This is a genomic window from Vibrio sp. dhg (assembly GCF_003443775.1).
Taxonomy (GTDB): Bacteria; Pseudomonadota; Gammaproteobacteria; order Enterobacterales; family Vibrionaceae; genus Vibrio; species Vibrio natriegens.
In genome coordinates, this window is the sequence record NZ_CP028943.1 from 303481 (window position 1) to 330070 (window position 26590).

23 protein-coding genes are annotated in these 26590 nt (G+C 45.4%); 12 read left to right on the forward strand and 11 right to left on the reverse strand.

Annotated elements, in window-relative coordinates; translation table 11 throughout:
- Positions 1 to 17 precede the first annotated feature (17 nt).
- The 4 genes from cgtA (at position 18) to folA (ending at position 3263) form a co-directional block, all read left to right on the forward strand.
- Positions 18 to 1193: an Obg family GTPase CgtA gene (cgtA, locus tag DBX26_RS01490; protein WP_014230711.1), complete on the forward strand. Its 1176-nt coding sequence runs from the start codon at positions 18 to 20 to the stop codon at positions 1191 to 1193.
- Positions 1194 to 1500: 307 nt separating this feature from the next.
- Positions 1501 to 2304 carry a threonine/serine exporter family protein gene (locus DBX26_RS01495; RefSeq protein WP_065296297.1) on the forward strand — a complete coding sequence of 268 codons (804 nt, stop codon included), beginning with the start codon at positions 1501 to 1503 and terminating at the stop codon, positions 2302 to 2304.
- Positions 2301 to 2774 (forward strand): threonine/serine exporter family protein, encoded by a 474-nt coding sequence (locus tag DBX26_RS01500; RefSeq protein ID WP_014230713.1) that lies wholly within the window; start codon positions 2301 to 2303, stop codon positions 2772 to 2774. Before DBX26_RS01495 ends, DBX26_RS01500 begins: the two co-directional genes overlap by 4 nt.
- Before the next feature lie 9 nt (positions 2775 to 2783).
- Entirely contained in the window at positions 2784 to 3263 is a 480-nt protein-coding gene (folA, locus tag DBX26_RS01505; RefSeq protein WP_118117633.1) for a type 3 dihydrofolate reductase, read from the forward strand.
- A gap of 73 nt (positions 3264 to 3336) precedes the next feature.
- Here folA and apaH read toward each other — a convergent pair whose 3' ends face one another.
- From apaH to lptD, 6 genes are all read right to left on the reverse strand, one after another.
- Positions 3337 to 4143 (reverse strand): bis(5'-nucleosyl)-tetraphosphatase (symmetrical) ApaH, encoded by an 807-nt coding sequence (gene apaH / locus DBX26_RS01510; RefSeq protein ID WP_118117634.1) that lies wholly within the window; start codon positions 4141 to 4143, stop codon positions 3337 to 3339.
- A gap of 16 nt (positions 4144 to 4159) precedes the next feature.
- Positions 4160 to 4540: a Co2+/Mg2+ efflux protein ApaG gene (gene apaG, locus DBX26_RS01515; protein WP_014230716.1), complete on the reverse strand. Its 381-nt coding sequence runs from the start codon at positions 4538 to 4540 to the stop codon at positions 4160 to 4162.
- A gap of 65 nt (positions 4541 to 4605) precedes the next feature.
- The gene (gene rsmA / locus DBX26_RS01520; protein WP_014230717.1) at positions 4606 to 5415 is read right to left on the reverse strand and encodes a 16S rRNA (adenine(1518)-N(6)/adenine(1519)-N(6))-dimethyltransferase RsmA; all 810 of its coding nucleotides are present in this window, start codon (positions 5413 to 5415) and stop codon (positions 4606 to 4608) included.
- Positions 5412 to 6410 (reverse strand): 4-hydroxythreonine-4-phosphate dehydrogenase PdxA, encoded by a 999-nt coding sequence (gene pdxA, locus DBX26_RS01525; RefSeq protein WP_118117635.1) that lies wholly within the window; start codon positions 6408 to 6410, stop codon positions 5412 to 5414. Before pdxA ends, rsmA begins: the two co-directional genes overlap by 4 nt.
- Positions 6400 to 7683, reverse strand: coding sequence for a peptidylprolyl isomerase SurA (surA, locus tag DBX26_RS01530; protein WP_118117636.1), 1284 nt, complete (start codon positions 7681 to 7683; stop codon positions 6400 to 6402). The genes pdxA and surA overlap by 11 nt, the downstream gene beginning before the upstream one ends.
- A 59-nt stretch (positions 7684 to 7742) precedes the next feature.
- Positions 7743 to 10088, reverse strand: a complete 2346-nt coding sequence (gene lptD, locus DBX26_RS01535) for an LPS assembly protein LptD (protein ID WP_020335841.1) — start codon at positions 10086 to 10088, stop codon at positions 7743 to 7745.
- A 317-nt stretch (positions 10089 to 10405) separates the two neighbouring features.
- On the opposite strand from lptD, the gene djlA reads away from it, so the two are divergent.
- Entirely contained in the window at positions 10406 to 11260 is an 855-nt protein-coding gene (gene djlA, locus DBX26_RS01540; protein ID WP_014230721.1) for a co-chaperone DjlA, read from the forward strand.
- A gap of 108 nt (positions 11261 to 11368) precedes the next feature.
- Here djlA and DBX26_RS01545 read toward each other — a convergent pair whose 3' ends face one another.
- From DBX26_RS01545 to leuA, 5 genes are all read right to left on the reverse strand, one after another.
- Positions 11369 to 12151: a DUF547 domain-containing protein gene (locus DBX26_RS01545; RefSeq protein WP_118117637.1), complete on the reverse strand. Its 783-nt coding sequence runs from the start codon at positions 12149 to 12151 to the stop codon at positions 11369 to 11371.
- A 133-nt stretch (positions 12152 to 12284) separates the two neighbouring features.
- Positions 12285 to 12887 carry a 3-isopropylmalate dehydratase small subunit gene (leuD, locus tag DBX26_RS01550; protein WP_014230723.1) on the reverse strand — a complete coding sequence of 201 codons (603 nt, stop codon included), beginning with the start codon at positions 12885 to 12887 and terminating at the stop codon, positions 12285 to 12287.
- 11 nt (positions 12888 to 12898) lie between these two features.
- Positions 12899 to 14299: a 3-isopropylmalate dehydratase large subunit gene (gene leuC / locus DBX26_RS01555; protein ID WP_014230724.1), complete on the reverse strand. Its 1401-nt coding sequence runs from the start codon at positions 14297 to 14299 to the stop codon at positions 12899 to 12901.
- A 73-nt stretch (positions 14300 to 14372) separates the two neighbouring features.
- Positions 14373 to 15464, reverse strand: a complete 1092-nt coding sequence (gene leuB, locus DBX26_RS01560) for a 3-isopropylmalate dehydrogenase (RefSeq protein WP_020335844.1) — start codon at positions 15462 to 15464, stop codon at positions 14373 to 14375.
- Positions 15465 to 15545: 81 nt separating this feature from the next.
- On the reverse strand, positions 15546 to 17093 hold the full coding sequence (leuA, locus tag DBX26_RS01565; protein ID WP_014230726.1) for a 2-isopropylmalate synthase: 1548 nt from the start codon (positions 17091 to 17093) through the stop codon (positions 15546 to 15548).
- Between the two features lie 600 nt (positions 17094 to 17693).
- Between leuA and DBX26_RS01575 the strand changes: the two genes are divergently transcribed.
- The 7 genes from DBX26_RS01575 to ilvN all read left to right on the forward strand — a co-directional run bounded on the left by DBX26_RS01575 (position 17694) and on the right by ilvN (position 26550).
- Positions 17694 to 18470 (forward strand): SH3 domain-containing protein, encoded by a 777-nt coding sequence (locus tag DBX26_RS01575; RefSeq protein ID WP_118117639.1) that lies wholly within the window; start codon positions 17694 to 17696, stop codon positions 18468 to 18470.
- A 185-nt stretch (positions 18471 to 18655) separates the two neighbouring features.
- Entirely contained in the window at positions 18656 to 19204 is a 549-nt protein-coding gene (locus tag DBX26_RS01580; protein ID WP_014230728.1) for a phosphatase PAP2 family protein, read from the forward strand.
- Between the two features lie 3 nt (positions 19205 to 19207).
- Entirely contained in the window at positions 19208 to 20254 is a 1047-nt protein-coding gene (locus DBX26_RS01585) for an MJ1255/VC2487 family glycosyltransferase (protein WP_014230729.1), read from the forward strand.
- A 528-nt stretch (positions 20255 to 20782) separates the two neighbouring features.
- Positions 20783 to 21742, forward strand: coding sequence for a LysR family transcriptional regulator CalR (calR, locus tag DBX26_RS01590; protein ID WP_020335847.1), 960 nt, complete (start codon positions 20783 to 20785; stop codon positions 21740 to 21742).
- A 327-nt stretch (positions 21743 to 22069) separates the two neighbouring features.
- Positions 22070 to 23869: a long-chain fatty acid--CoA ligase gene (locus tag DBX26_RS01595; protein WP_118117641.1), complete on the forward strand. Its 1800-nt coding sequence runs from the start codon at positions 22070 to 22072 to the stop codon at positions 23867 to 23869.
- A 460-nt stretch (positions 23870 to 24329) separates the two neighbouring features.
- The gene (locus DBX26_RS01600) at positions 24330 to 26054 is read left to right on the forward strand and encodes an acetolactate synthase 3 large subunit (RefSeq protein ID WP_020335849.1); all 1725 of its coding nucleotides are present in this window, start codon (positions 24330 to 24332) and stop codon (positions 26052 to 26054) included.
- A gap of 1 nt (position 26055) precedes the next feature.
- Positions 26056 to 26550, forward strand: a complete 495-nt coding sequence (gene ilvN, locus DBX26_RS01605; protein ID WP_014230733.1) for an acetolactate synthase small subunit — start codon at positions 26056 to 26058, stop codon at positions 26548 to 26550.
- Positions 26551 to 26590 lie beyond the last annotated feature (40 nt).

Below are 26590 nucleotides of genomic sequence, written 5' to 3' on the forward strand. Positions count from 1 at the left end.
AGTAGTCGGAGTAAAAGATGAAGTTCGTAGATGAAGCTGTAGTAAAAGTTCAGGCAGGCGACGGCGGTAGCGGCGTTGTTAGTTTCTGGCGTGAAAAATTCATCACTAAAGGTGGTCCTGATGGCGGTGATGGTGGTGACGGCGGCGATGTATATATCCAAGCTGACGAAAACCTAAACACCCTAATCGATTACCGTTTCCAACGCTTTTACGAAGCAGAGCGTGGAGAAAATGGCCGCGGTGGTAACTGTACTGGTAAGCGTGGTAAAGATATTGTGATGCGTGTGCCGGTTGGTACTCGTGCAGTTGATATCCACACTAACGAAATCGTTGCAGAAGTTGCTGAACACGGCAAAAAAGTAATGGTAGCTAAAGGTGGTTGGCACGGTCTGGGCAACACGCGCTTTAAGTCTTCTGTAAACCGCGCTCCTCGTCAGAGAACGTTGGGTACTAAAGGTGAAGTTCGTGAAATTCGTCTAGAACTATTACTGCTTGCTGACGTTGGTATGCTTGGCTTGCCAAACGCCGGTAAATCAACCTTTATTCGCGCTGTATCTGCTGCAAAACCAAAAGTGGCGGATTACCCATTTACGACGCTTATCCCAAGCTTAGGTGTGGTTAGTGTTGTACCTGAGAAAAGCTTTGTAGTTGCGGATATCCCTGGTCTGATTGAAGGCGCTGCGGATGGTGCAGGTTTAGGTATTCGATTCCTGAAACACCTAGAACGTTGCCGCGTTTTACTGCACATGATCGATATCATGCCGATTGATCAGTCTGATCCAGTGCAAAACGCACTAACGATCATTGATGAGTTGGAACAGTACAGTGAAAAGCTAGCTGATAAACCTCGTTGGTTGGTGTTCAACAAAGTTGATCTAATGCCGGAAGATGAAGCGAATGAAAAGATCCAAGAGATCTTGGATGCGCTAGGTTGGGAAGACGAGTACTTTAAGATCTCGGCAATCAACCGTTCTGGTACGAAAGAACTTTGTTACAAGCTGGCAGACTTTATGGAAAACCTACCTCGTGAAGAGGAAGAAGTTGCTGAAGAAGATAAAGTTAACTTCATGTGGGATGACTACCATAAAGACGCAATGGCTGGTAAAGACGTTGTTACTGAAGATGACGACGACGATTGGGATGACTGGGACGATGAAGAAGATGACGGTCACGTTGTCTACGTTCGTGACTAATTTTATCATCCGGTAATAATTACCAAGAAAATTTAATCAAGCCGCAATGCCTATTGCGGCTTTTTTTGTATCTAATCATATTTAGATGATGTGATTTACGGCACAATAATACTCATGCCAGTAATGTGTGATCATAAAATTGCGTAGGAAACATCGTTTAAAGCAAGGAAGAATGTGCGGTATTTAGTAGTTCTAATTCTAATATTCTCACGCGACTATAGGCGATTTGGTCCAGCAAGAATGATTTATTAATTTCTGGAACTAGTATCATTAATTATGCAGACCCTAAAAGGACTTAGATGTATCTATGGCATTAGAAACTATACCTACCACAAAGGTATCGGTATCAAATCAAAGGGCGATTTCTCGCCTTGTTGCTCAAGCCGGACAGATGTTGCTTGCTCATGGTGCTGAAAGTACCTTAGTGAGCGATATCATGCGCCGCATTGGCCTTGCTTGTGGTGTTCATGAAGTCGCGGTGGCACTCTCTGCAAATGCACTTGTTGTAACCACGCTGATGGATGGGCATTGTATTACCACGACACGAAGTTGCGCCGATCGTGGTATCAATATGCGAGTTATCACGCAAATTCAGCGTATTTGTATCATGATGGAACGAGGGTTGCTCGATTCAACAATGGCGCAGAAAAAGCTTAATCATATCAGTCCTGAGCGCTATAACCGCTGGCTGGTGGTCTTTATGATCGGGCTATCGTGTGCGGCATTCAGTCATTTAGCGGGAGGGGATATAAGCATATTTTTCATGACTTTCTTGGCCTCTGCTGTCGGCATGATTGTTCGCCAGGAAATTGGCCACCGTCATTTCAATCCTTTACTCAATTTTGCCGCTACGGCATTTGTGACAACCTTAATTTCTGCGCAGGCGGAAATCTATCAGATTGGTAACTTGCCTACGGTCGCGATGGCATCGTCAGTGTTGATGCTAGTGCCGGGCTTCCCATTGATTAACTCGGTAGCCGATATGCTCAAAGGTCATATCAATATGGGGATTGCCCGCTTTGTCATGGCGAGTTTATTAACGCTTGCGACCTGTTTAGGCATTGTGGCAGCGATGAGTGTGACCGGGATTTGGGGATGGAGCATCAGATGAGTACTGTCGATTTGCTGGTTGGATTATTAAACGACATGTTTTTTGCCGCTATTCCGGCAGTGGGGTTTGCATTGGTCTTCAATGTGCCGCATAAAGCATTAATCTATTGTGCGGTAGGCGGCGCGATTGGTCATGGTAGTCGTTATTTAATGATGCAGTTCGGGATTCCTATTGAATGGGCAACCTTCTTCGCGGCGACCTTAGTTGGGATGATTGGTGTGTATTGGTCTCGTCGCTTTTTGGCCCACCCGAAAGTATTCACCGTGGCTGCTCTGATCCCTATGGTTCCCGGCGTGTTTGCCTACAAAGCCATGATTGCGATGGTAGAGATAAACCATTTAGGTTACTCACCTGAGCTACTTGCGACGTGCATGGAAAATTTTCTTAAGGCCATGTTTATTATTGCAGGTTTAGCCATTGGCCTTGCTGTTCCGGGGCTGTTATTCTATCGCCGCAGACCGATAGTATAAGGACCCGACATGATCATTAGTATGATTGCCGCGATGGCAGACAATCGTATCATTGGTAAAGATAATCAAATGCCATGGCACTTGCCGGCTGACTTCGTATGGTTTAAGCGTTGCACCATGGGTAAGCCCGTCGTCATGGGACGCAAAACGTATGAGTCTATCGGACGTCCGTTGCCTGGTCGTCTTAATATCGTTATCAGTCGTGATGAATCTCTAAGTATCGAAGGAGTGACGACAGTGACATCCATCGAGCAAGCATTAGAGGTTGCGGGTGATGTGGAAGAAGTGATGATCATTGGTGGTGGAGCTATTTACTCAGCCTGTCTACCACTCGCAACGAAGTTGTATGTGACACATATTGAGGCAGCTATCGAAGGTGATACGCAGTTCCCTGATTGGGGGAATGAGTTTAAAGAAACTTATTCTGAAGCGTATCAAGCGGATGAGAAAAACGCCTACAACATGCGCTTTACGATTCTGGAAAAATAATGGTTATAAAAAAGCACCGCGAATGCGGTGCTTTTTGTTTGTCGTGTAGGTTTATGTTAAGAAAATGAATCGCTTAACTTAATGCCTGTTGGGTAAAAATTTGTTTATCTTCCCAACGGATCATCGTTAGTTCTCCACCCCAAACACAGCCAGTATCCAGACCAATCACTTCTTCATCGATATGGCCTTGTAATGCCGCCCAATGTCCGAATAGGACAGTCTTGCCTAGCTCCACTCTCTGTGGAAGATCAAACCAAGGAATTAACTCTTCATCTGTCACTTGTTGTGGCGGAAGTTTGCAATCCATGTCCAGGCGTCCATCCGGAAAACAAAAGCGCATACGCGTAAATGCATTGATGGTATAGCGATAGCGATCTAACCCTGTCAGAGAATCATCCCAGTAATCAGGTTTGTTACTGTACATATTGTGCAGTAGCCACGATAGGTGATCACTTTGCAGGATGTTTTCTACTTCGCGTGCGCATTGGCGGGCTGTTGCCAAATTCCACAGTGGTGAAATTCCGGCATGGCACATAACGAAGTCATCATGCTCCGCAAGAAGCGGTTGCTTAGAGAGCCATTGCAATAACTTTTTACAGTCTGGGGCCGAAAAGATTGGGGCGGTTCTGTCTTTATCTTTCAATTTCTTAACGCCATGAGCGACGGCAAGTAAGTGCAGATCGTGATTGCCAAGTACCACTTTGGCACTGTCACCCAATGATTTAACAAAACGTAAGGTTTCTAACGATTTAGGCCCTCTGGCGACGAGATCACCCGCTAGCCAGAGTTGATCATTCTTGGGAGAGAAAGATACTTGTTCTAATAGGCGCTGCAGTTCTTCAAAGCAGCCTTGGATATCACCAACAATATAGGTAGCCACTGACTCTCCAATCTTATTAATTTAAAACATTCGGAATGGCAAGACGGAACGGTTCTATTTCAGCGATGAACTCCTGACCATGTTCATCTAGCATTTTATAGTGTCCCTGCATAACACCGACGGGTGTTTCTAGCGCAGTCCCACTGCTGTAGGTGTATTCATCGTTACTTGGAATAAACGGTTGCTGGCCAACCACACCATCGCCTTCAACGGTCATCTGTTTGCCATTAGAGTCGGTGATCAACCAACGACGGCTAATCAATTGCACAGTTTGCTGGCTCAGGTTTTTAATTGTGATGGTGTAGGCAAAAACGTAGCGTTGTAGCTCGGGATTAGACTGTTCTTCGATGTATTTGGTGTGAACTTGAATTTTAATACAGGGTTGAATGACGTCCATGTACACTCCTTGGAAAAATTAGCAATAAGCCAAACCGACAGGGTTTGGCTTATTGTTTGGTTTACTTAGTGCTGTGGGTTATCCGCCAGCCAGTTCGCCATCGCGACGAATTGCTCTAGCGTCAGGTTCTCTGGACGCATACTTGGGTTGATTCCCAACTCTTCCAGCACTTCTGTACTCAACAGTGATTTGTAGCAGTTACGTACGGTCTTACGGCGTTGGTTAAAGCCTTCACGACATACGCGATCCAGTAAGCGTAAGTCTTTAGCTGGACATGGTAAAACTTCGTAAGGAACCAGACGAACGACTGCTGAGTCTACTTTCGGTGGCGGTACGAATGCTGTTGGTGGCACTTCCAGTACTGGTACCACTTTACAGTAGTACTGAGCCATGACCGTCAGACGGCCGTAAGCTTTGCTGCCTGGACCTGCTGCCAAACGGTTAACCACTTCTTTTTGAAGCATAAAGTGCATGTCTTGAATGTCTTTATGGAATTCAAAAAGATGAAACATCAACGGGGTAGAGATGTTGTACGGCAAGTTACCGAAGATACGTAGCTTGTTGTTCGGTTTTACGAGCTGTGTGAAGTCGAAACGCATCGCATCGCCTTCATGAATCGTTAACTTGTCCGCCAGCTCTGGGTGGTTACGTAAACGCTCTGCCAGATCTCGGTCAAGTTCGATAACGGTGAACTTGTCGACTTCACGACCGACAGGTTCAGTAATAGCGCCCAGACCTGGACCGATTTCAACCAGATTCTGGCCTGGTCTTGGGTTAATCGCTGATACGATACCATCAATAATGTATGGATCGTTCAGGAAGTTTTGACCAAAACGTTTACGCGCTTTGTGTCCTAAATGGACATCATTTCTCATTGTTTCTTCTCTACCAATTCTATCGCATGCGTGAGCGCTGTTCGGAAACTCCCTGTATCCGCCTGACCTGTCCCTGCCAGATCTAATGCAGTACCGTGATCCACCGATGTTCTAATAAAAGGTAGACCAAGCGTAATGTTTACTGAACGACCAAAGCCTTTGTATTTTAAAACTGGCAATACTTGATCGTGGTACATGCCTAAAACAGCATCAGCATCGTTTAAATATTTGTCATTGAAAATGGTATCTGCCGGCAATGGGCCGATCAGATTAAACCCTTTTTCTTGTCGAATCTTTTCCAGTGTCGGAGTGATGGTTTCGATCTCTTCACGACCTAAACAACCATCTTCTCCCGCATGTGGGTTAAGCCCGCAAACATAGATGTTTGGTTGCTTGATGGCAAATTTTTCAACGAGGTCTTTATGAAGAATATCGATGATTTTCTCTAATCGCTCTTCAGTGACGGCTTTTGACACATACGCCAAAGGAATATGTGTGGTTACCAGCGCAACACGCAGTCCTTCCGTCGCCAGCATCATCACAACTAACGGCGTATTAGACTTCTCGGCAAAGAATTCAGTATGTCCACTGAATGCAACGCCAGAGCGATTGATCACCCCCTTATGAACAGGGCCGGTGACAATAGCATCAAATTCGTCATTCATACAGCCTAAAGCGGCTCTTTCTAGCGTTTTTAATACATAGTGGCCATTCGCTTCATTGAGCTGGCCAGCAACCGCGCTTTCTGATATTTCAACATGATCAACGATAAGCGTGCCGGCTTTCTGTGCTTGTGGCGCTTCTTCTGGATTATAATCAGAGAGTTGGACATCGATACCAAGTAATTTGGCTCGTTTCATTAACATGTTCTTATCTGCGCAGACGACGATTTGGTGTGCCCAGTCTTCTTTTGAGAGAGCAAGCACCAGGTCAGGGCCGATACCCGCAGGTTCCCCTGCGGTCACGACAATTCTGCGGACTAAATTAGTTGTCATTGCTGTCATCCACGATTTCAACAAACGCACTTGCACGCAGTTCCTGCATCCATGCGCCTGCTTCTTCATTAAACTTACGGTTGAAGAGAATGCGGTAAGCTTTATTCTTCAATGCAGAGTCAGTACGGTCAACCTGACGGCGGTCCAATACTTCTACGATATGCCAGCCGTGAACGGTTTTGAAAGGTTCACTGATCGAACCCACTGGTAGTGTTTCTACCTGATGTTTAAATTCAGGTACGTAAAGGTCCGGAGTTTGGTAACCAAGTTCACCGTTCTGAGCAGCAGAGCCTGGGTCTTGGCTGTATTGAGACGCTAACTGAGCAAACGTTGCTTCGCCTGCTTTAATGCGACGAGCATATTCATTTAATTGTTTTTTAGCACCGTCATCACTCAGGATAACCGTTGGTTTGATCAGGATGTGGCGTGCGTTAACTTCCGTTACTGCAACAGTTTCCAAGCCTTTTACATCGTCAATTTTCAGAATATGGAAACCAATACCACTACGGAATGGACCGATGATGCTGCCTTTGTTCTGCATATTGATTTGGTCGGCAAAGATGGTTGGCATTTCCTCTTTGCGCATCCAGCCCCAGTCACCACCTTGCAAGGCTTTTGGCCCTTTAGAGTAGGTGTAAGCCATTTCAGTGAAATCAGCGCCGTCATTGAGTTTTTTGGCCAGCGCTTTTGCTTCTGCTTCTACTGCCGACTTTTCTTGATCATCAGAGAAGCGCAGCTGGATATGGCTGATTTTGTATTGAACCGTGGCGTTGGTTTCTTGTGATAACTGTTCTGAAAGGCTGTCTACTTCCGCAGGCAGAATGTTTACACGACGACGCACAAGCGCGTTACGTGCTTCTGACGCTGCAATTTCCTTACGGATTTGCTCGCGGAATTCTGTGTAACTTAGCCCTTCACTTGCAATCGATGCCGTCAGCTGCTCCACACTTTGATTGTTGTTGCGTGCAATTTCTGCAATTGCCTGATTAAGGCGGCTATCGTCGATACGAACGCCGATACGATCCGCTTCCTGGCCTTGAAGCGTATCAAGAATCAGTTTTTCTACTACTTGATCATGCAAAACCTGGGCAGAAGGTAGGCTTTTACCACTTTGGCGAGCATTGGCTTGTAGCGTTTTTAGTGCTGTGTCGATATCACTTTGTAGAATGACACCGTCATTAACGATAACAGCAACCTTATCAAGCTCTACTGGTGCTGCAACGGCTCCGCAAGAGAGTAGGGTCGTAAATAAGATTGATTTCCAAATTTTCATTTAAAATTCCGTCAGTATTTTTAATTAGTGTCTTATCTACTCTAAGACGCTTAATTCGATTAATTGTTCAGATAGAATGGGCGACCATATTTGATTGTGTTATCTGAGCCTTCCAATTCTTTGGCAGCAGTGCCGTTGGTTTGGTTGGTGGCAAACCCTTGAATACCGACGCTAACACTGAAGTTGCTTTCGTATTCTGCTGATGCCCCTGAGCCGCCGATAATCTGGTCTTCCCAGCCTAACAGTTGGTTAGAGTAGGTTAAACCGATATACCAACAATCAGATTGATAGCGTAAGCCTGCTAGCCATTCTAAGTCGTTATTTTCATTTAGGTCATAGTAGTACTGACCACTGGCGGACCAGTTCTGGTTGAATTCGTAAGCGGCAACAATACCTGCCTGAGAAATACCTTTACGAGTAATGGTGTCTAGGTTTTCGAGAATGATCGTATCTTCAATGTATTCACGAGTGACATAACGGTAGTTACTTTGAATAAAGCCGCCGTCGAACTGGTACTCTAACGTGCTGTTCGCAAGTTGCATTGAGCCTAGGTCGATGTCGTACTGAATACCGCCATGATAGAACACGGAATCGTTGTAGTTGAAATCAGCTTCAATCGCCCAAGACGAATAGTTTGTTGTTTCATCTGGATCGGTTGGGTTGTTGCTGAGCTTGGTCTTTTTATCAAAGTAGTAGATTTGACCAAATGAAATATTGAGACGTTCTTTATAATCGTCATCAAAGAAACGTGTGCTCGCACCGTAGCTTAGCTGGTTTGCGGATGCGATCTTATCAATACTACTGTACTTACGGCTACGGAATAGACCGTAGTAATCGGTTTGCAGCAACGTTGTATCGTAGTTGTAGATATTGGTTTGATCTTCTTTCGGTACGTACAAGTACTGGACCTGCGGTTCCAGAGTTTGGGTGTAACCTTCGACCCAGCTGGTATCACGTTCAAGGTAAATTTGCGCATTACTACGGAACTCTGGAATCACACGAGACACTTTTTCATCCAGCTGAAGCTCTAGATCTGAGTCGGTAAGACCATTTAAGTCTTGAGAGTAGTAAGTCGCAAGTACGCGTGCTTCTGTGGTCCAGGCAGACCAAGAGTTTGACAGTGGGATAGTAAAGCCTGGCTCGATATGAAAGCGAGTTGCATCAGGTTTTGCGTTATCACTGGTGTCAAAGCGGCTAAGTTGGCTTTTAACATCAAAGTTCAGGTAATTTCCCCAGACTGGCGTGTAATAGTTTAACGCTAACTGAGGCATCAAACGGTAAGGTTTGTTTTCTTCTTGCAACAAGACCTGGAAGTCACGAACCGATAATGAGGCGTCCCAGAAATCTGAACGGTACTGGACTTCTCCTTCCTGCATCAGTTGACCATCTTCACGGTTACCGATATCAGAGTCGAGATCCAGGAAGTAATCGATATCGCTCACTTCTGAGTAATCGACATCGACAACCCAATGCTTGTCGATAATGCCTTCATGCTTAAACTGGTAGCCCCAGCGTGTTTCATCGGCATACTTTCTGTCTGAATTTAGGTATTCGCCTTTGATTTCACCTTCTCCCCAGCCATCGGTTAGATAGCGGAAATCGGTGTCGAATTTGGTACCACGTTGCTGCATGTAGAGCGTGGTCAGGGTCATATCGTATTGAGGTGCAATGTTCCAGTAGAATGGCACTTCTACTTCCATACCATCGCTAGAACCGTACGATAGAGAAGGGAATAGCAGACCCGATTTACGAGTATTGCCAATTGGCATTGTCAGGTAAGGGACGTAGAAGATTGGAACATCTAACACTTCAAAACGAGGGTGGTGCAGTGTTGCCGTCTCTTCATCCTGGTCAACATCGATACCCGATGCAACCAGACGCCAAGAGTTATCCCCCTGAGGGCAGGAAGTGATAGAACCGTCTTCCAGTTCATAAATCGACTGGCCAGTACGCGCAATATAAGCCGCCGTGCCTCGACCTTGTTGGCAAATGAAGTGGTAGTCTGTGTTCTCGAGAGAGAAAGTGTCTTGATCAATATCGCTGGTGACGCGATCCGATCGGGCTTCGACCTGACCATCATTGAAGGTGACATTACCTTCAGCAACCACGACGTTGTCTTGTTGGTGCAGCGTTACGCTATCTGCGGTGATTTTCTTTTGACCTTGCGTGACTTGGACGTTGCCAGAGTACTGTGCTTTATCGCCACTAATGGCTTGCAGTCTGTCAGCTTCGACTACTACGGGTGCATTTAAAGCGTCCTGCTCACCACTCGTTTCGACCAAACATTGATCTGTGGTGGGCATTTCCTGCACACTATCATGGATATTCGCGTCAGCTTGAGTGGTAGGTACAAACAAGGCGGTGCTGATAGAGGCCGCTAAAAATGTGCGGGAAAAATGTTGCATTGAATCGAACTTTCCTGTGTCACTGTTATACCAATCGTAGTAAATAACTACTAACTTACTTACGGTAATTGATATTACTCGATGGCTATAGGGCTCGTTGTACCCTAGCGTAATAGCCAAATGAATCAACTACTATCGTCGTAAATGTCCCAGCTCATTGACTCGCTGTGGCATAATCGAGATAAAGTAGCTGCAAAGATAAGCAGGCGAATGGCCTAGCCGAAATAAAACTAATTCCATTATCATAAAGGAAATCGTTGCATACGGCACTATAAGACCGCTTTCGTCGATAAAAATTCATTGATAGAGAACACATAATGCATATTTTTGGCAAAATATTAGGTGCCTTTTTTGGCTTGTTACTTGGCGGGCCACTCGGCTTGCTATTTGGCTTATTTGTTGGCCATCAGTTTGATAAAGCACGCCGTTTGAGTCAGGCGGGGTTCTCTACTGGTGGGTTCGGCAAAGGACCGAGTCAGGCGCAACGTCAGGAAGAATTTTTCAAAGCGGCCTTTGCGGTCATGGGACACGTGGCAAAATCGAAAGGTCAGGTCACTAAAGAAGAGATTCAGCTTGCGTCTGCAATGATGGACCGCATGAACCTGCATGGTGAACAGCGCCGTGCAGCGCAAGACGCATTTCGTGAAGGTAAGGAAAGTGATTTCCCGCTGGAAGAGGTGTTGGTTAGGGTTAAGATCTCGACTGCGGGTCGTTTCGATTTACTGCAATTTTTCTTGGAGTTGCAAATTTCAGCCGCCTTTGCCGATGGCGAGATCCATCCAAGTGAACGCAATGTGCTGCACAAAATTGCTCGCGCTTTAGGATTTTCTTCTGAGCAGCTAGAGCGACGACTACACATGCAAGAAGCCGCGTTTCGCTTCCAGCATCAGGGCGGTTTTCATGGTCAGCATCAAGGCCAGTCGTCTGGTGCAGGGTGGCAGCAAGCATCTCAAGCTGATCAGTTAGCGGATGCGTATAAGATCCTTGATGTTTCGGCGGATGCCGACAGCAAAACGGTTAAGCGTGCTTATCGTAAGCTGATGAACGAGCACCACCCAGATAAGCTGATGGCGAAAGGTCTGCCTCCAGAAATGATGAATGTAGCCAAAGAAAAATCGCAAGAAATTCAAAATGCTTATGATCTGATTAAGAAAGTAAAAGGCTTTAAGTAATCTTTTTAGTTCTATCAGAGATGAAAGTAAAAAGGGCACTTGGTGCCCTTTTTGAGTTTTGGGGTTACAGGTGACTCAAAGCTATTCAAACTATTCCACTCAGTAAAATCAGTTGGCTTGATTTAAATTCCAATCGTAGTCGTATTGAACTCGACCGGAAAAGCGGTTGTACTGCGGTGCGTATTGCCTTATGTGATTAAACACGTTGTTCTCTCCACCAAAATCCACTGCAAACCAATCATAAATTGAAGAAATTTGCGCCGTGTCTCCTTCGATAGAAACGCCTTTTTTACTGTTGATAAATGTTTTCGCTGCGCTGTCTAACAAGGTCTGTGTGTTGTCAGCGGTAAACGCCTGAGCTTGCAAGTTCGGGCAGCCTAGGCTCGCACAGTTAACCGCATAATGGGTTCTTGGATCTTGCCAGATGGGGCGCAGGATTCGATGCTCAATATCATTCAGAGTTAAGTTTTGATTATTAATGGTAATAACGTCTTCATCCCAGGGCCCAAAACTAAACAGCCCTCCTAACTTAGTGATCGACTTTATCGGGTAATTATCCAATATCAGATCCACAGTGATGGCGTTGTACAGGTTCACCCAGTAAGCATATTGCTCAGCTTTGCGGTACTGCAAAGGATCGAGTTTTGCCAGGCGCTGAATGTACTGTTTGAGTGTTGCTTTATCCGCTGCCGACACAGCGCGGTAGCGAAATAACGTATTTTCTCCCTGAGTGACAAGATAGCGGTCGAGTAATTGTTGCCACTCTTGGTGAGAGACTTGTGTTTGGCTGGCCTCATTTGAGTGGTTCCAGTAGGGCCATAAATCGGCTTTGGGAGCGGAGAAAACGGAAAAAGAAAATAGGGCGTAAAAGAGCAATAAAAAACGCATCATAGCGATACCGTCGGTTAAAGTTTGTAGTTAGTGTAGACCGGATTAGTGTTTGTTTTCTTACTTTTCTCGACACGTAAAAAAGAAAAAAGGCTGACAATGGTCAGCCTTTCACTTGTTTATTGCCTAAAGCGTCTTAGCGCAGGAAGCTTGGGATATTCGCTTCATATTCCGCAATTTTATCTTCGTGCTGTAGCGTCAAACCGATGTTGTCCAAGCCATTCAGTAGACAGTGGCGACGGAACTCATCGATTTCGAAATCGTACTCTTTGCCATTGGCACGTACTTTGTTCGCTTCAAGATCCACTTCAATCTGTGCACCTTCATTCGCTTCAACGTATTGGAACAGTTCATCAACCTCTTGCTCAGTCAGACGCACTGGCACCATTTGGTTGTTGATTGAGTTGCCATAGAAGATATCTGCAAAGCTTGGTGCGATCATCGCTTTAATGCCGTAATCGGCTAACGCCCAAGGTGCGTGCTCACGAGAAGAGCCACAACCGAAGTTTTCACGCGCAAGTAGGATAGAAGCACCTTGGTAACGTGGTGCGTTCATCACAAACTCAGGGTTTGGTTGTTCACCAGCATCATCAAGGAAGCGCCAGTCATGGAATAGGTGTTTACCGAAACCCAGGCGAGACACCTTTTGTAAGAACTGCTTTGGTATGATGGCATCAGTATCAACGTTCGCTGCATCTAGAGGAACAACTAAGCCTTTGTGTTGTTTAAAACCTGACATCTGTTCTTTCCTTAATCTAGTTCACGAATATCAACAAAGTGACCAGCGATAGCCGCCGCCGCCGCCATTGCAGGACTAACCAAGTGGGTACGACCATCACGGCCTTGACGACCTTCAAAGTTACGGTTTGAAGTCGATGCACAACGCTCCTGAGGACCTAGGCGGTCGTTGTTCATCGCCAGACACATTGAACAGCCTGGTAGACGCCATTCAAAGCCCGCTTCTTTAAAGATGACATCCAAGCCTTCTGCTTCCGCTTGTGCCTTCACTTGCTCAGAGCCAGGAACAATTAATGCTTGAACGTGCGATGCGACTTTGCGGCCTTTAGCCACTTCTGCTGCTGCGCGCATGTCTTCAATACGCGAGTTAGTACAAGAACCAACAAACACTTTATCAACAGGGTAGTCTGACAGTGATTTACCCGCTTCTAGTCCCATGTAAGCCAGCGCTTTTGCTGCCGATGCTTTTTCCACTGGGTCTGAAAAACTTTCTGGTGAAGGAATCGGTTGGTCAACCGCGATAACCTGACCTGGGTTTGTACCCCAAGTTACTTGCGGTTTGATGTCCGCCGCGTTTAGCGTTACTACGGCATCAAATTCAGCATCATCGTCAGTTTTTAGTGTTTTCCAGTATTCAACCGCCGCGTCAAAATCTGCACCTTGTGGTGAGAATTTACGGCCTTTGATGTATTCGAACGTGGTTTCATCCGGTGCAATCAGACCCGCTTTCGCGCCCAATTCGATAGCCATGTTACATACTGTCATACGGCCTTCCATTGAAAGGTCCGTGATCGCTTCACCGCAGAACTCAACCACGTAGCCAGTACCGCCTGCAGCTGTCGTTTTACCGATGATCGCTAGTACGATATCTTTTGCTGTAATGCCCGGAGCGACTTTACCTTTCACTTCGATTTTCATTGTTTTCGCACGTGCTTGTTTTAGCGTTTGAGTCGCTAGTACGTGTTCAACTTCAGATGTACCGATACCGAAAGCCAGTGAACCGAACGCACCGTGTGTTGCTGTATGAGAGTCACCGCAAACAATGGTCATGCCCGGCAGAGTAATACCTAGCTCAGGGCCCATAACGTGGACAATGCCTTGGTATTTGTGGTTTAGGTCGTAAAGGGTTACACCGAATTCTTCACAGTTTTTCGATAGCGTTTCCATCTGGATACGAGCCATCTCGCCAGAAGCGTTGATGTCTTTGGTTGTGGTCGAAACGTTGTGGTCCATCGTTGCGAACGTTTTGCTTACCTGACGCACTTGACGGCCCTTTTCACGTAAGCCATCAAAAGCCTGTGGAGAGGTAACTTCGTGTACCAAGTGACGATCAATATAAAGAATCGGGTTTTCCCCTTCAGCTGCGACAGCAACGTGTGCGTCGTAGACCTTCTCGTAAAGTGTTTTGCCCATTATCACTAATCCTGTGTGCTGCCTCTGATAACGGCTTATCAGAGGCGAATAATTATTATCAATCTAGTTTAACTTATGAGTTCAAGATGTACTCGGCGATCTTGTCACCCATTTCTGACGTGGTCAGTGCAGGCTTGTCGCTTGCTAAATCAGCGGTAAGCTCGCCAGCAGAAAGTGCTTTAGATACGGCGGATTCAATGTCTTGAGCCGCTGCTTCTTCACCCAGGCTGTAACGTAGCATTAGCGCAGCTGAAAGAATTTGCGCCACTGGGTTAGCGATGTTTTTACCTGCGATATCTGGTGCACTGCCGCCCGCTGGTTCGTAAAGACCAAACTTGCTTTCGTTAAGGCTTGCAGAAGGTAGCATGCCCATCGAGCCAGTAATCATTGCACATTCATCCGAGATGATGTCACCGAAGATGTTTGAACATAGCATGACATCGAACTGAGCTGGATCTTTGATTAGCTGCATGGTGGCGTTGTCGATGTACATGTGAGACAGCTCGACATCTGGGTAGTCTTTCGCGATCTCTTCTACCACTTCACGCCACAAGATAGAGCTTTGTAGTACGTTCGCTTTGTCGATTGAGCAAACTTTCTTACGACGTAGACGTGCAGATTCAAAGGCAATTTTAGCGATACGCTCGATCTCAAAGCGGTGGTAAACCTCGGTATCAAAAGCTTTCTCTGTTGCGCCTTCGCCTTCACGACCTTTTGGTTGGCCGAAGTAAATACCGCCAGTCAGTTCGCGAACCACCACAATGTCAAAACCACGTTCAGAGATATCAGCACGAAGAGGAGAAAATGCCTCTAAGCCGCTGTGAATCTGAGCTGGACGTAGGTTACAGAACAGTTGGAAGTGTTTGCGCAGTGGAAGCAGAGCGCCGCGCTCTGGTTGGTCGTTTGGTGGTAGGTGTTCCCACTTAGGGCCACCTACTGAACCAAATAGAACCGCATCAGACTCTTCACACGCTTTTACCGTTGTTTCAGGAAGTGGGCAGCCATGATTATCAATAGCAATACCGCCGACATCGTGCTCATCACGCTCAAAAGAAAGGCCATGCTTTTTCTCGATTGCATCAAGAACTTTGTGCGCTTGTGCCATCACTTCAGGGCCAATACCGTCACCAGGTAGAACGGCGATTTTGTATGATTTGTCTGTCATGTTAATCCTTTAATATTCTAATTTTTAGCTAAATTTTATATCGAAGTTATTCTGTTGTGTGCTTGGAAGTAACGTTAGCTATTAAACAGTCGCAATTTTCTTTTGCTTGATTTCGGCAATCTTGTCGGCACGGTGAATGCTGTTGATTACGTGCAGTAGAGCCTGACCTGACGCTTCTACGATATCCGTTGAAACACCAGTACCATGGTACTTACGACCTTTGTAGTTAGCGATGATATCAGCTTGGCCTAAACCATCTTCACCTTCACCTTTTGCTGTTAAGTCGAACTTGTCTAGCACAATTTCGTAGCCTGTTACGCGGTAAATACACTGGTATAGCGCATCTACAGGACCATTACCGACTGCCGCTTCACACATTTCTTCATCGCCACATTGCATTTTAATGCTGGTGGTTGCCATCACGCTGCCTGATTGCACGCTCAAGTAGTTCAACTTGTAGAAGTCGTCTTCTTCACGAAGGTTAGAGAAGTGCATTAGCGCTTCCAAGTCGTAATCGAAAACTTGTCCTTTACGGTCTGCTAGCTTCAAGAAGTCAGCGTACAACGCATCTAGGTTGTACTCATCTTCTTTATAACCCATGGTCTCCATGTGGCTCTTCACTGCTGCACGACCGCTGCGACTGGTTAAGTTAAGTGCTTGGTTCTTAAGACCAATAGACTCAGGAGTCATGATCTCGTAGGTATTCTTGTTCTTAAGCATGCCATCTTGGTGAATGCCTGAGGAGTGGCTAAACGCGTTGGCACCGACGATAGCTTTGTTACTCTGGATAGGCATATTACATAGTTGGCTGACTAACTTACTGGTACGGTGGATTTCATCGTGTTTGATGCCAGTGCGAACGCCCATTAGTTCTTCGCGCGTTTTGATGATCATCGCGATTTCTTCAAGAGAGCAGTTACCCGCACGCTCACCGATACCATTAATTGTACCTTCTACCTGACGCGCACCTGCCTGAACAGCGGCAATAGAGTTAGCAACGGACATACCTAAATCATCATGGCAGTGAACCGAAATGATGGCTTTGTCGATGTTTGGTACGCGGTTAAATAGCGTTTCAATGATGCCGCCAAACTCACTTGGTACCGTGTAGCCCACAGTATCAGGAATGTTAACGGTTGTCGCACCTGCATTGATTGCAGCTTCAACCATACGGCATAGGTTGTCGATTGGTGTACGACCGGCATCTTCACAAGAAAACTCAACATCATCGGTGTAGTTACGTGCATGTTTGACCGCATTCACCGCCATTTCTAACACATCGTCATAGCTGCGGCGTAGCTTGTCTTCGACGTGAATGGTCGATGTAGCCAAAAATGTATGAATACGGAACTGGTCAGCGACTTTCAATGCTTCTGCAGCAGCATCGATGTCTTTCGCAACGGCACGCGAAAGAGCACAAATTCGGCTGTTTTTAATGTTTTTAGCAATGGTTTGTACTGACTCGAAATCACCCGGAGAAGAGATAGGGAAACCTGCTTCGATGACATCAACGCCCAGCCTTTCCAGCGCATAGGCAATTTGCAGTTTTTCTTTAACCGTCAAGCTTGCTGATAACGCTTGCTCGCCATCACGCAAAGTGGTGTCGAATATAATGACTTGATCGTTCATGTTTGCTTCCTTAATGATTTCTGCACTTTCGTGTGAGTTAATCGTTTACTTCCGGTATTTAGGTATAAAAAAACCCGCATTTGCATGCGGGTTCTTAGAACTTGGTGTGGTTATTTTTCTTCCACAGCCTACCCGCGCGAACTGGTCACGATCAGGAGGAGGCTAAGCAGGATAGAAAAATGAGCTGACATAATTGTTAAGCTTTCCACAAAATTAAGTTAACAAATTAGTACCGCACTCCATGAACTACGTCAACCCTAAAGTCGATTTTTTATTCATATCGGATGAGTCGATTGCAAAGAGGAGTATTTCATCCCGTAAAAAGTGAGCTGATAGGGGGTTCCATGATTCAGTCAAACTCTCGATAAAGATCACGGGTTCATTAGGTTGATCATTAAATAGAGGGATCAGGCTTACAAGCTATCCAGACAAGCATTGAATTGTTGGCTGAGAATCGATAGATAGAGTTTATAGTCTATCTCGAAGTGATGATAACACAGCCTATTGCTTAGATTGGTTCGACAAGACAATAAGGCGTCTTTGTGTTCAGTTTTTGAGGTAGTTCTTGAACTAAGTGAAAGTTACAAAGGCAGAGGATTAATGGCTAAAGCAAAACAATTTGGATGTTCAGCACTAGCACTAACATTGATCAGCTTATCAGGTTGTCAGCTGTTTCAATCACAAACAACTCTGATCGTTCCACCTACCGTTGCGAATGATCAGGCTCAGGTCGTCGCGGTAATTCGTGATCAAATGGATATGTACTTGAGCTACGAAGGCCGAGAGTATTTCTTAAATCAGATGTTGGTTGCGCTGGAGTCTGACAGTCGCGATAGGTTTAAGGGGAAAGACCCAGAAACCTATGCATGGTGGAAGATTTATGTTCAGCCTAACGAATTGCATCAGGCTGAAGTCGTCAGGCCGATGGAAGAGGGCATTGAGGTATACCAGGGATTAGAGTTTATGGATGTACCTTATCGCTCAAAGTCGACATTGCATTTGCGCTCCAAGCCCAGTTCAGATGGGGAAGAACTGAGCTCAGTCAGTAAAGGGGAAGTATTTAATGTTGTCGCGAAAGTCTCCGATCTGCCTTGGTATTTGGTTGAGAAGCGAGGGGTGATCAAAGGCTATGTCCATCAAGATTATGCGCGGAGTAATGTCGGCGAGCGTGATCTTCTTTCTACACCACCCAATCCTTTACTCGCGTCCGCTAAGGTTGCCGATGATAACTTTGAATATCGGTATGAACTTCAGGGAAGCTACACTTGCCGGGTACTCAGCTATGAGTTGAGTAAAAATGGTGAGTTTACCACTGGTGCCTTGCGGGCCTGTCGTAAAAAGAGAAAGGTCTGGTATATCGACGCACCGCAAGCCTAACCCCCATCATGTCCCAATACGTCCATAAATGGCACGTAAAAATATTGATTTGTTCGGCTGTCTTGAGGCCGGGTAAATCACATCGATGCCATTCCTGTCATTAATTGTCCAACTTCCCGTCATGTGGCTGTCACTAAAAACACCTAATTTGCGTAAAAGGCGTTGTCAAAGTGAGGGAAGGTCATATGAGAACGATAGAGACAATTACTCAGCCAATAACGGCCATCGCTAAGTTCGACTTAGCACTTTCTAGCGTTTGTTTACAACACCGCTTTAATCAGCAAGTAGCAAATATTAGCAAAGGGATTTCACACAGTGGTGATGGCCATCTTTACTTAGTTCTCGGAGTACTGGCGTGGTACCTGGATAAGGAGCAGGGGTTATGGTTTCTGCTTGCCGGGCTGCTGGCATTTGCCGTCGAGCTGCCAATCTATTGGACGCTGAAAAACAGTTTTAAGCGTCGCCGTCCTGAAGAACTGAGCGCTTTGTTACCTGCTTTTATTACCCCTTCTGATCGCTACAGTTTACCGTCCGGACATACTGCTGCCGCTTTTGTCATGGCAACACTTATTGATCACTTTTACCCACAACTGGGATTTGCTGCTTATTTCTGGGCGAGCTTGATCGGCTCTGCACGTATCTTCCTCGGGGTGCACTTTTTCACGGACATCATCATCGGTGCGCTGTTGGGAAGTTTGTGTGGTGGGTTTGCTATTTCAATGATCGGAGTTTAGTTGATGAAAATCCTATACGGTGTGCAAGGCACCGGAAATGGTCATATTGCTCGCGCCAGAGCCATGAGCAAAGCATTTGGAATGCGAGATGTGCAAGTCGATTTTCTGTTTTCTGGTCGAGACCCAAACAAGTACTTTTCAATGGAAGCGTTTGGTGATTATCAAACGCGTCGAGGGCTTACTTTTGTGACCGAAAAAGGATCGGTAAACTACGCAAAAACGGCACTTAACAACAATTTGATTCAGTTTTTTAAAGAAGTGAATCAGTTAGACCTCTCTACTTATGATCTGGTGATTAATGATTTTGAACCTGTGACGGCATGGGCTGCCCGTAAGCAGAACAAGCCATGTATTGGGATCAGTCATCAGAATGCCTTCCGTTATCCTGTTCCGCTTAAAGGCGCAAGTTGGCTGGATAAGTCAGTGATTGAACACTTTGCTCCCTCACAACATCATCTGGGTTTGCACTGGTATCATTTCGATCAGCCCATACTGCCTCCTATCATTCATACATTGGACAGTCAGGAACACTGCGATAATTTCGTGCTGGTTTACTTGCCTTTTGAATCTATTGAGGACATTGCTGATCTATTGTTCCACTTTAATCAGCAGTCATTCATTTGTTATCACCCTGATGTGATAGAAAGTGAAGTGATCGAGAATATCGAGCTGCGTCCACTGTGCCATACCAATTTTCAGCATCACCTACATCGTTGTAGTGGCGTCATCGCCAATGGTGGTTTTGAGCTGCCGTCAGAGGCGCTTTCTCTCGGCAAGAAGTTATTGTTGAAACCATTAGCGGGTCAATTTGAACAGCAAAGTAATGTCGCAACACTTGAAGATTTAGGGCTTGCTTCTTCGATGGACAGCTTAGACATTTCAGCGGTTCGCCATTGGCTGAAAGAGCAACAAGCGGAGAGCGTTAAGTATCCGGATGTGGCTCAGGCGATCGTTCATTGGGTGCTGCAAGGCTCATGGGATTCTCAAGAAGAGTTGTCCAGGCAGTTGTGGGAGCAAGTGGACTTTCCGAGTTACGTCTCTCATATCTAAAAAGCCAGAACCAAGAAATTTTTAATGCAGCAGTGTAATAATTACTGCTGCATTTTTATTCACTTTATGTTAGTTTTGATTCAATCGTGCTATCGTTGCTACTGTGCTTTTCTAAGCCAAATTACTCAGGGTTATTGACTGTGTTTCTCTTAAAAAATTTATTCATATTCTCAGTGAATGGGTTTTGGACTCATTTTCCTCACTGTTGAAAACACGACCCATGGGCTTGATTTGCCTGATTTTAGCGATTTTATATTTTTTTATGTTTTTATCAATATATTGATTTTTAAAGGATAAATAAATTAAGGGCTAAAATTTACTGATTAATTGTCAATCTAGTTGCGAAACCCTAATCAATTCGTTGATAGTACGGTTCGAGCCGGAATTATGCGGCCGATAAATATAATAAAAATCAGGTTTTCTATTCGTGAGATAATTGAATCCAGCCGCCGTCTTTTGTGCGAGATGGGATTCTATTCGCTATGAATTCATTGAACCAAATTGACGATTACAAAAGAGGCGCACTCAATGTTAGATAAAAAAGACGCGATGAGCGCAATTGCTAGCTACCGTATGGAAAGTACTTTGCGTGGTGTAGATTTAAACCTGTTAACGGTATTTGATGCCGTAATGCAGGAGCAAAATATCACTCGCGCAGCACACAACTTAGGTATGTCTCAACCAGCAGTAAGTAACGCAGTCGCACGTTTAAAAGTGATGTTTAATGACGAACTATTCATGCGTCAGGGTAGAGGCATTCAGCCAACCCAACGTGCTCGTCAGCTATTTGGTCCCATCCGTCAGGCGCTGCAATTGATCCGCAATGAGCTGCCAAGCTCTGTATTCCAACCGGAGTCTTCAACGCGCTTATTTAAACTGGCAATCTGTAGCCCATGTGACTTACGTTTTGCACCAAAGATTATGTCTAAAGTGGCGCAACAGGCACCGAGCGTTCAGCTTCATTTAGACGCTGAATTCGACCGTCTTCTGTCTGAACGCATGCGTTACCAGGAGATTGATTTTGTGATCGACTACGCTCGCTTTGATGAGCAAGGTTTCTCGAGCACAGAAATTTTTAAAGATGAACTGGTGGTGATTGCTTCTAAAACGCATTCACGTATTCAGGGCATGGTCACTGAAGAGCAGCTGATTAACGAAAAACACGCGAAACTTTCACGAGTGCATGGTCAGCGTAGCTTCTCTGAGCAAGCGTACCGCGAGCTTGATTGTTTGGCTGCGTATGAAGGTTCAAGCCTGAGCAACCTGCTTTATGTGGTAAGCCAATCTGAGCTTGTGACGATTGCGCCACGCTGGATGGCAGAAAATGCGGTAAACAGCGATCAGCTGCAAATTCTGGAACTGCCATTTGCAAGTAAAGAAATCAGTGGATATCTGAGCTGGCACGAGTCTAGTGAGAAAGACAAAGGCCACATCTGGCTTCGTGATCAGTTGATGATTATCTGTGGCGAAGTTGTCGCACAAAAATAAGTGAATATATGAGCTACCGGTTGAGTCCGGTAACTCAGGATGCACTGAGTGTTTGATGCGGAAGGTTCCTCAAATACTCACCAAATTTTACAATTACAAAGCCCCGGAAGGTTTGCTCTTTCGGGGCTTTTTATTTTTTACAATGGTTAATACAAACAGAAAGTTAAGTGCTTTTCTATCCGACTATCGATGGGGTGGTTCGCACTCATTAGTGAAGCCGATCTCTTAATAAAGAGAAGTTTGATATTCGTCAGTTGCGTTTTGCCGCCCTGTGAGTACACTTGCTCGCTCAATTAGCTTACACCTGTAAGCCAAAGGTAAGTAAAAATGGCCAAGTTAGATTTTCATATCGTTAAACGTATTCGTGAACAAATTGCGAAAGGTGATACTCGCGTTGCTCTAAAACACAAAGTGGGCAATGAATGGCAAGGTATTACTTGGCAGCAATTTGGTCAGCAAGTGGATGAACTATCGCTTGCACTTTTGGCTCAGGGATTGAGAGTTCAGGATAAGGTCGGCATTTTCTCAAATAACATGCCGCAATGGACGATTGCTGATTTCGCCGCACTGCAAGTACGCAGTGTGACAGTTCCTATCTATCCGACTAATACGGCTGCGCAGTCGGCGTATATCCTCGACAATGCAGACGTGAAAGTTCTGTTTGTGGGTGAGCAGCCTCAGTTTGATGCAGCCGTCAGTATTTTCGAGCAATGCAGTCAGCTAGAACTGATCGTGGCGATGTCTGACGATATCGAGCTTGGAGATCATCCATTTGTTGCTTCTTGGAAGGATTTTATTGCCAAGGGCAACAGCAGTTACCAAGAAGAGTTGGACGCTCGTGTTGCACAGGCTTGTGAAGATGATTTGCTTACCCTGATTTATACCTCTGGTACAACAGGACAGCCGAAAGGGGTAATGCTGGATTACGCCAATATTGCCGCGCAGCTAGAAGGGCATGACAAACGCTTGAGCCTATCTCAGGATGATGTCTCGCTGTGTTTCCTGCCATTGTCTCATGTGTTCGAGCGAGCGTGGACATTCTATGTCCTGTATAAAGGCGCAACCAACTGTTACCTGAAAGATACAGCGCAAGTGCGAGACGCGCTCAGTCAGGTTCGTCCAACTGTGATGTGTGCAGTGCCTCGCTTCTACGAAAAGATTTTTTCTGCGATTCATGAGAAGGTGTCTCGTGCACCGATCCACCGTAAGATCATGTTTACCTGGGCGGTGAACATGGGCGCTAAAATGGCGCTATGCCATCAGGAAAAGCGTCAGCCTTCAATCATGCTGCGTAAAGCTCATGCTCTGGCTGATAAGCTGGTACTGAGTAAGCTACGTGCGCTATTAGGCGGGCGTATTAACTTTATGCCTTGTGGCGGCGCGAAGCTGGATGAAACCATCGGCCGTTTCTTCCATGCGATGGGCATTAACGTTAAGTTAGGCTACGGCATGACGGAAACAACCGCGACCGTATCCTGTTGGGATGATTACTGCTTTGATCCTGACTCGATCGGTACATCGATGCCAGGCGCGCAAGTTAAAATCGGTGCAAACAATGAAATTTTGGTTCGTGGCCCTATGGTCATGCGTGGCTACTACAAAATGCCAGAAGAGACTGAAAAAACGTTTGATGAGCACGGTTTCCTGAAAACTGGCGATGCGGGTCATATTGATGAAAACGGCAATCTCTTTATCACTGATCGTATTAAAGAGTTGATGAAAACCTCGGGTGGTAAGTACATTGCGCCACAGATGATTGAGGGTGCCATCGGTAAAGATCACTTTATCGAGCAGATTGCGGTTATCGCTGATACACGTAAGTTCGTCTCAGCATTGATTGTTCCGTGTTTTGATTCGTTGGAAGAGTATGCCAAAGAGTTGAACATTGCGTATCACGATCGCGTTGAGTTGATCAAACATCACCAAGTCGTAGAAATGCTCGAAAAGCGAGTTAATGAATTGCAAAAAGAGCTGGCTAAGTTTGAACAAGTTAAAAAGTTTAAACTGTTGCCAAAGGCTTTCTCGATGGATGATGGTGAGCTGACACCGACACAAAAATTGCGTCGTAAAGTTATCAACGACAAATACCAAGATGAAATCGAAGAAATGTACAAGGAAAAGCACTAGTTCGCTTAACTTGAACTCGCTTAGATTTCAAATTGATTAAAAAGTCCCCAGAGATGCCTCGTTCATGTCTGGGGACTTTTTTATTTACCAGTGTTCCTACTGTATTTTCGCCTGGTTAAGGGTGATTTTTCGACAAATATAGAGTTGCATATGAAATAATATTCTTTTTTTAACCAATACGCTCATTGATCATACTGTCTATTTTCGCTTCTCTGGCTGCTCTTCCTTCTATCAATCCAATTCTTGGTATCTTGTTAAGAAATGAGACCTAGATCTCATTAGACCCGTTGATAATAAAACGTTACATTTGTTGGGTAACCTTGCGGGATGTTATGACGAACGCAAGACATAGCCGAAAACGTGGAAGTATTTCGATTAGGCTACGAATAAGCCCTAAACTATGTAAAACCAGACCTATCCGTTGACCTTACGGTGTGGAAACTGGGTAAGGAGAGCAATTATGACAGCAATGTTGTCAGGTGCAGAGATGGTTGTGCAATCTCTGATCGAAGAGAATGTATCGCAGATCTTTGGTTACCCTGGCGGTTCCGTTCTAGATATCTATGACGCACTGCACGCCAAAACCGACCAAATTAAACACGTACTAGTAAGACATGAACAAGCCGCAACGCATATGGCCGATGGCTATGCTCGTGCTACCGGCAAGCCGGGTGTCGTACTGGTATGTTCAGGTCCTGGCGCGACCAATACAATTACTGGTATTGCGACCGCTTATATGGACTCTATCCCAATGATCGTTATATCAGGTAACGTACCGAACAACCTGATTGGTAACGATGCATTCCAGGAATGTGACATTGTTGGTGTCTCTCGCCCAGTGGTAAAACACAGCTTTTTAGTAAAGAAAGCGGAAGATATTCCTGAAACCATCAAAAAAGCGTTTTACATTTCGACGACTGGTCGCCCTGGTCCAGTTGTGATTGATTTGCCGAAAGATGTGATGAATCCGCAAATCAAACTGCCTTACCAGTATCCAGAAAGCATTTCGATGCGTTCATACAAGCCAACCACTTCGGGGCACAAAGGCCAAATCAAGAAAGCACTCAAGTCTCTACTTGAAGCGAAAAAACCTGTGCTTTATGTCGGTGGTGGTGCGGTGATTTCCGGCGCACACGAGCATATCTTTGAACTGGCAGACAAGCTGAACCTTCCTGTAGTGAGTACCTTGATGGGCTTGGGAGCATTCCCTGGCATGCACAAAAACTCGCTGGGCATGTTGGGTATGCACGGTACCTACGAAGCCAACATGGCAATGCACGAAGCTGACCTGATTTTTGGTATCGGGGTTCGTTTTGATGACCGTACGACGAACAATTTAGAAAAATACTGTCCGAATGCGAAAGTTATGCACATTGATATCGACCCATCGTCGATTTCAAAAAACGTGAAAGTAGATTTACCAATCGTTGGTTCGGCAGAAAAAGTGCTTACGACCATGCTAGGTTTGCTGGCTGAGCAAGAAGGTGCAAACGACGAAGAAGCTATCAAAGCGTGGTGGGAAGACATTCAAGTATGGCGCGATCGTCAGTGCTTATCCTATGAAACCTCTTCAGAGATTATTAAGCCTCAGCAAGTTATTGAAACTCTGCACAAACTGACCAATGGCGATGCTTATGTTGCTTCAGATGTAGGTCAGCACCAAATGTTTGCTGCGCTTTACTACCCATTTAATAAACCACGCCGTTGGATCAACTCTGGTGGTTTGGGCACGATGGGCTTTGGTCTTCCTGCTGGTTTGGGTGTTAAATTCGCTATGCCAGAAGAAGAGGTGGTTGTGGTTACCGGTGACGGCAGTATTCAAATGAACATTCAAGAGTTGTCGACCGCAATGCAGTACGACATCCCAGTGAAGATCATCAACCTGAATAACCGTTTCCTAGGCATGGTAAAACAGTGGCAAGACATTATTTACCAAGGTCGTCACTCTAATTCATACATGAGTTCTGTTCCTGATTTTGCAGCAATTGCAGAAGCTTATGGTCACGTTGGTATTCGTATCGAAACGCCAGATCAGCTAGAAGCTGGTTTGCAAAAAGCACTCGATATGAAAGACCGCTTAGTGTTCGTTGACATTAACGTCGATGAAACTGAGCACGTTTACCCTATGCAGATTAAAGGTGAGGGTATGGACAAAATGTGGCTAAGCAAAACGGAGAGAACTTAATATGAGACACATTATTTCATTGCTATTGGAAAACCAACCTGGTGCGTTGTCTCGCGTTGTAGGCTTGTTCTCTCAACGTGGTTACAACATTGAGTCTTTGACGGTTTCTCCTACAGACGACGAAACTCTTTCTCGTATGAATATCACAACGACATCAAACGAGATGCAACTTGAGCAGATTCAGAAACAGCTACATAAGTTAATTGATGTGCTAAAAGTTCAGGAAGTAACAGAGCTTGAGCACCTTGAACGTGAACTGATGATGGTGAAGGTGAAAGCGAGTGGCTTTGCTCGTGCTGAAGTAAAACGCACAGCAGACATCTTCCGCGGACAGATTGTTGATGTCACTGCTTCTCAATATACTGTTCAGTTGGCGGGCACCAGTGAGAAACTGGATGCGTTTATTAAAGCAATTTCGGAAGTTACGGAAGTAGTGGAAGTTGCTCGTAGTGGGGTAGTTGGCATTGCGCGTGGAGAACGTGCGCTGAAGCCTTAACGCTAACCGATAGCTTGCTACCAAGAAAAGCTACCGTGAA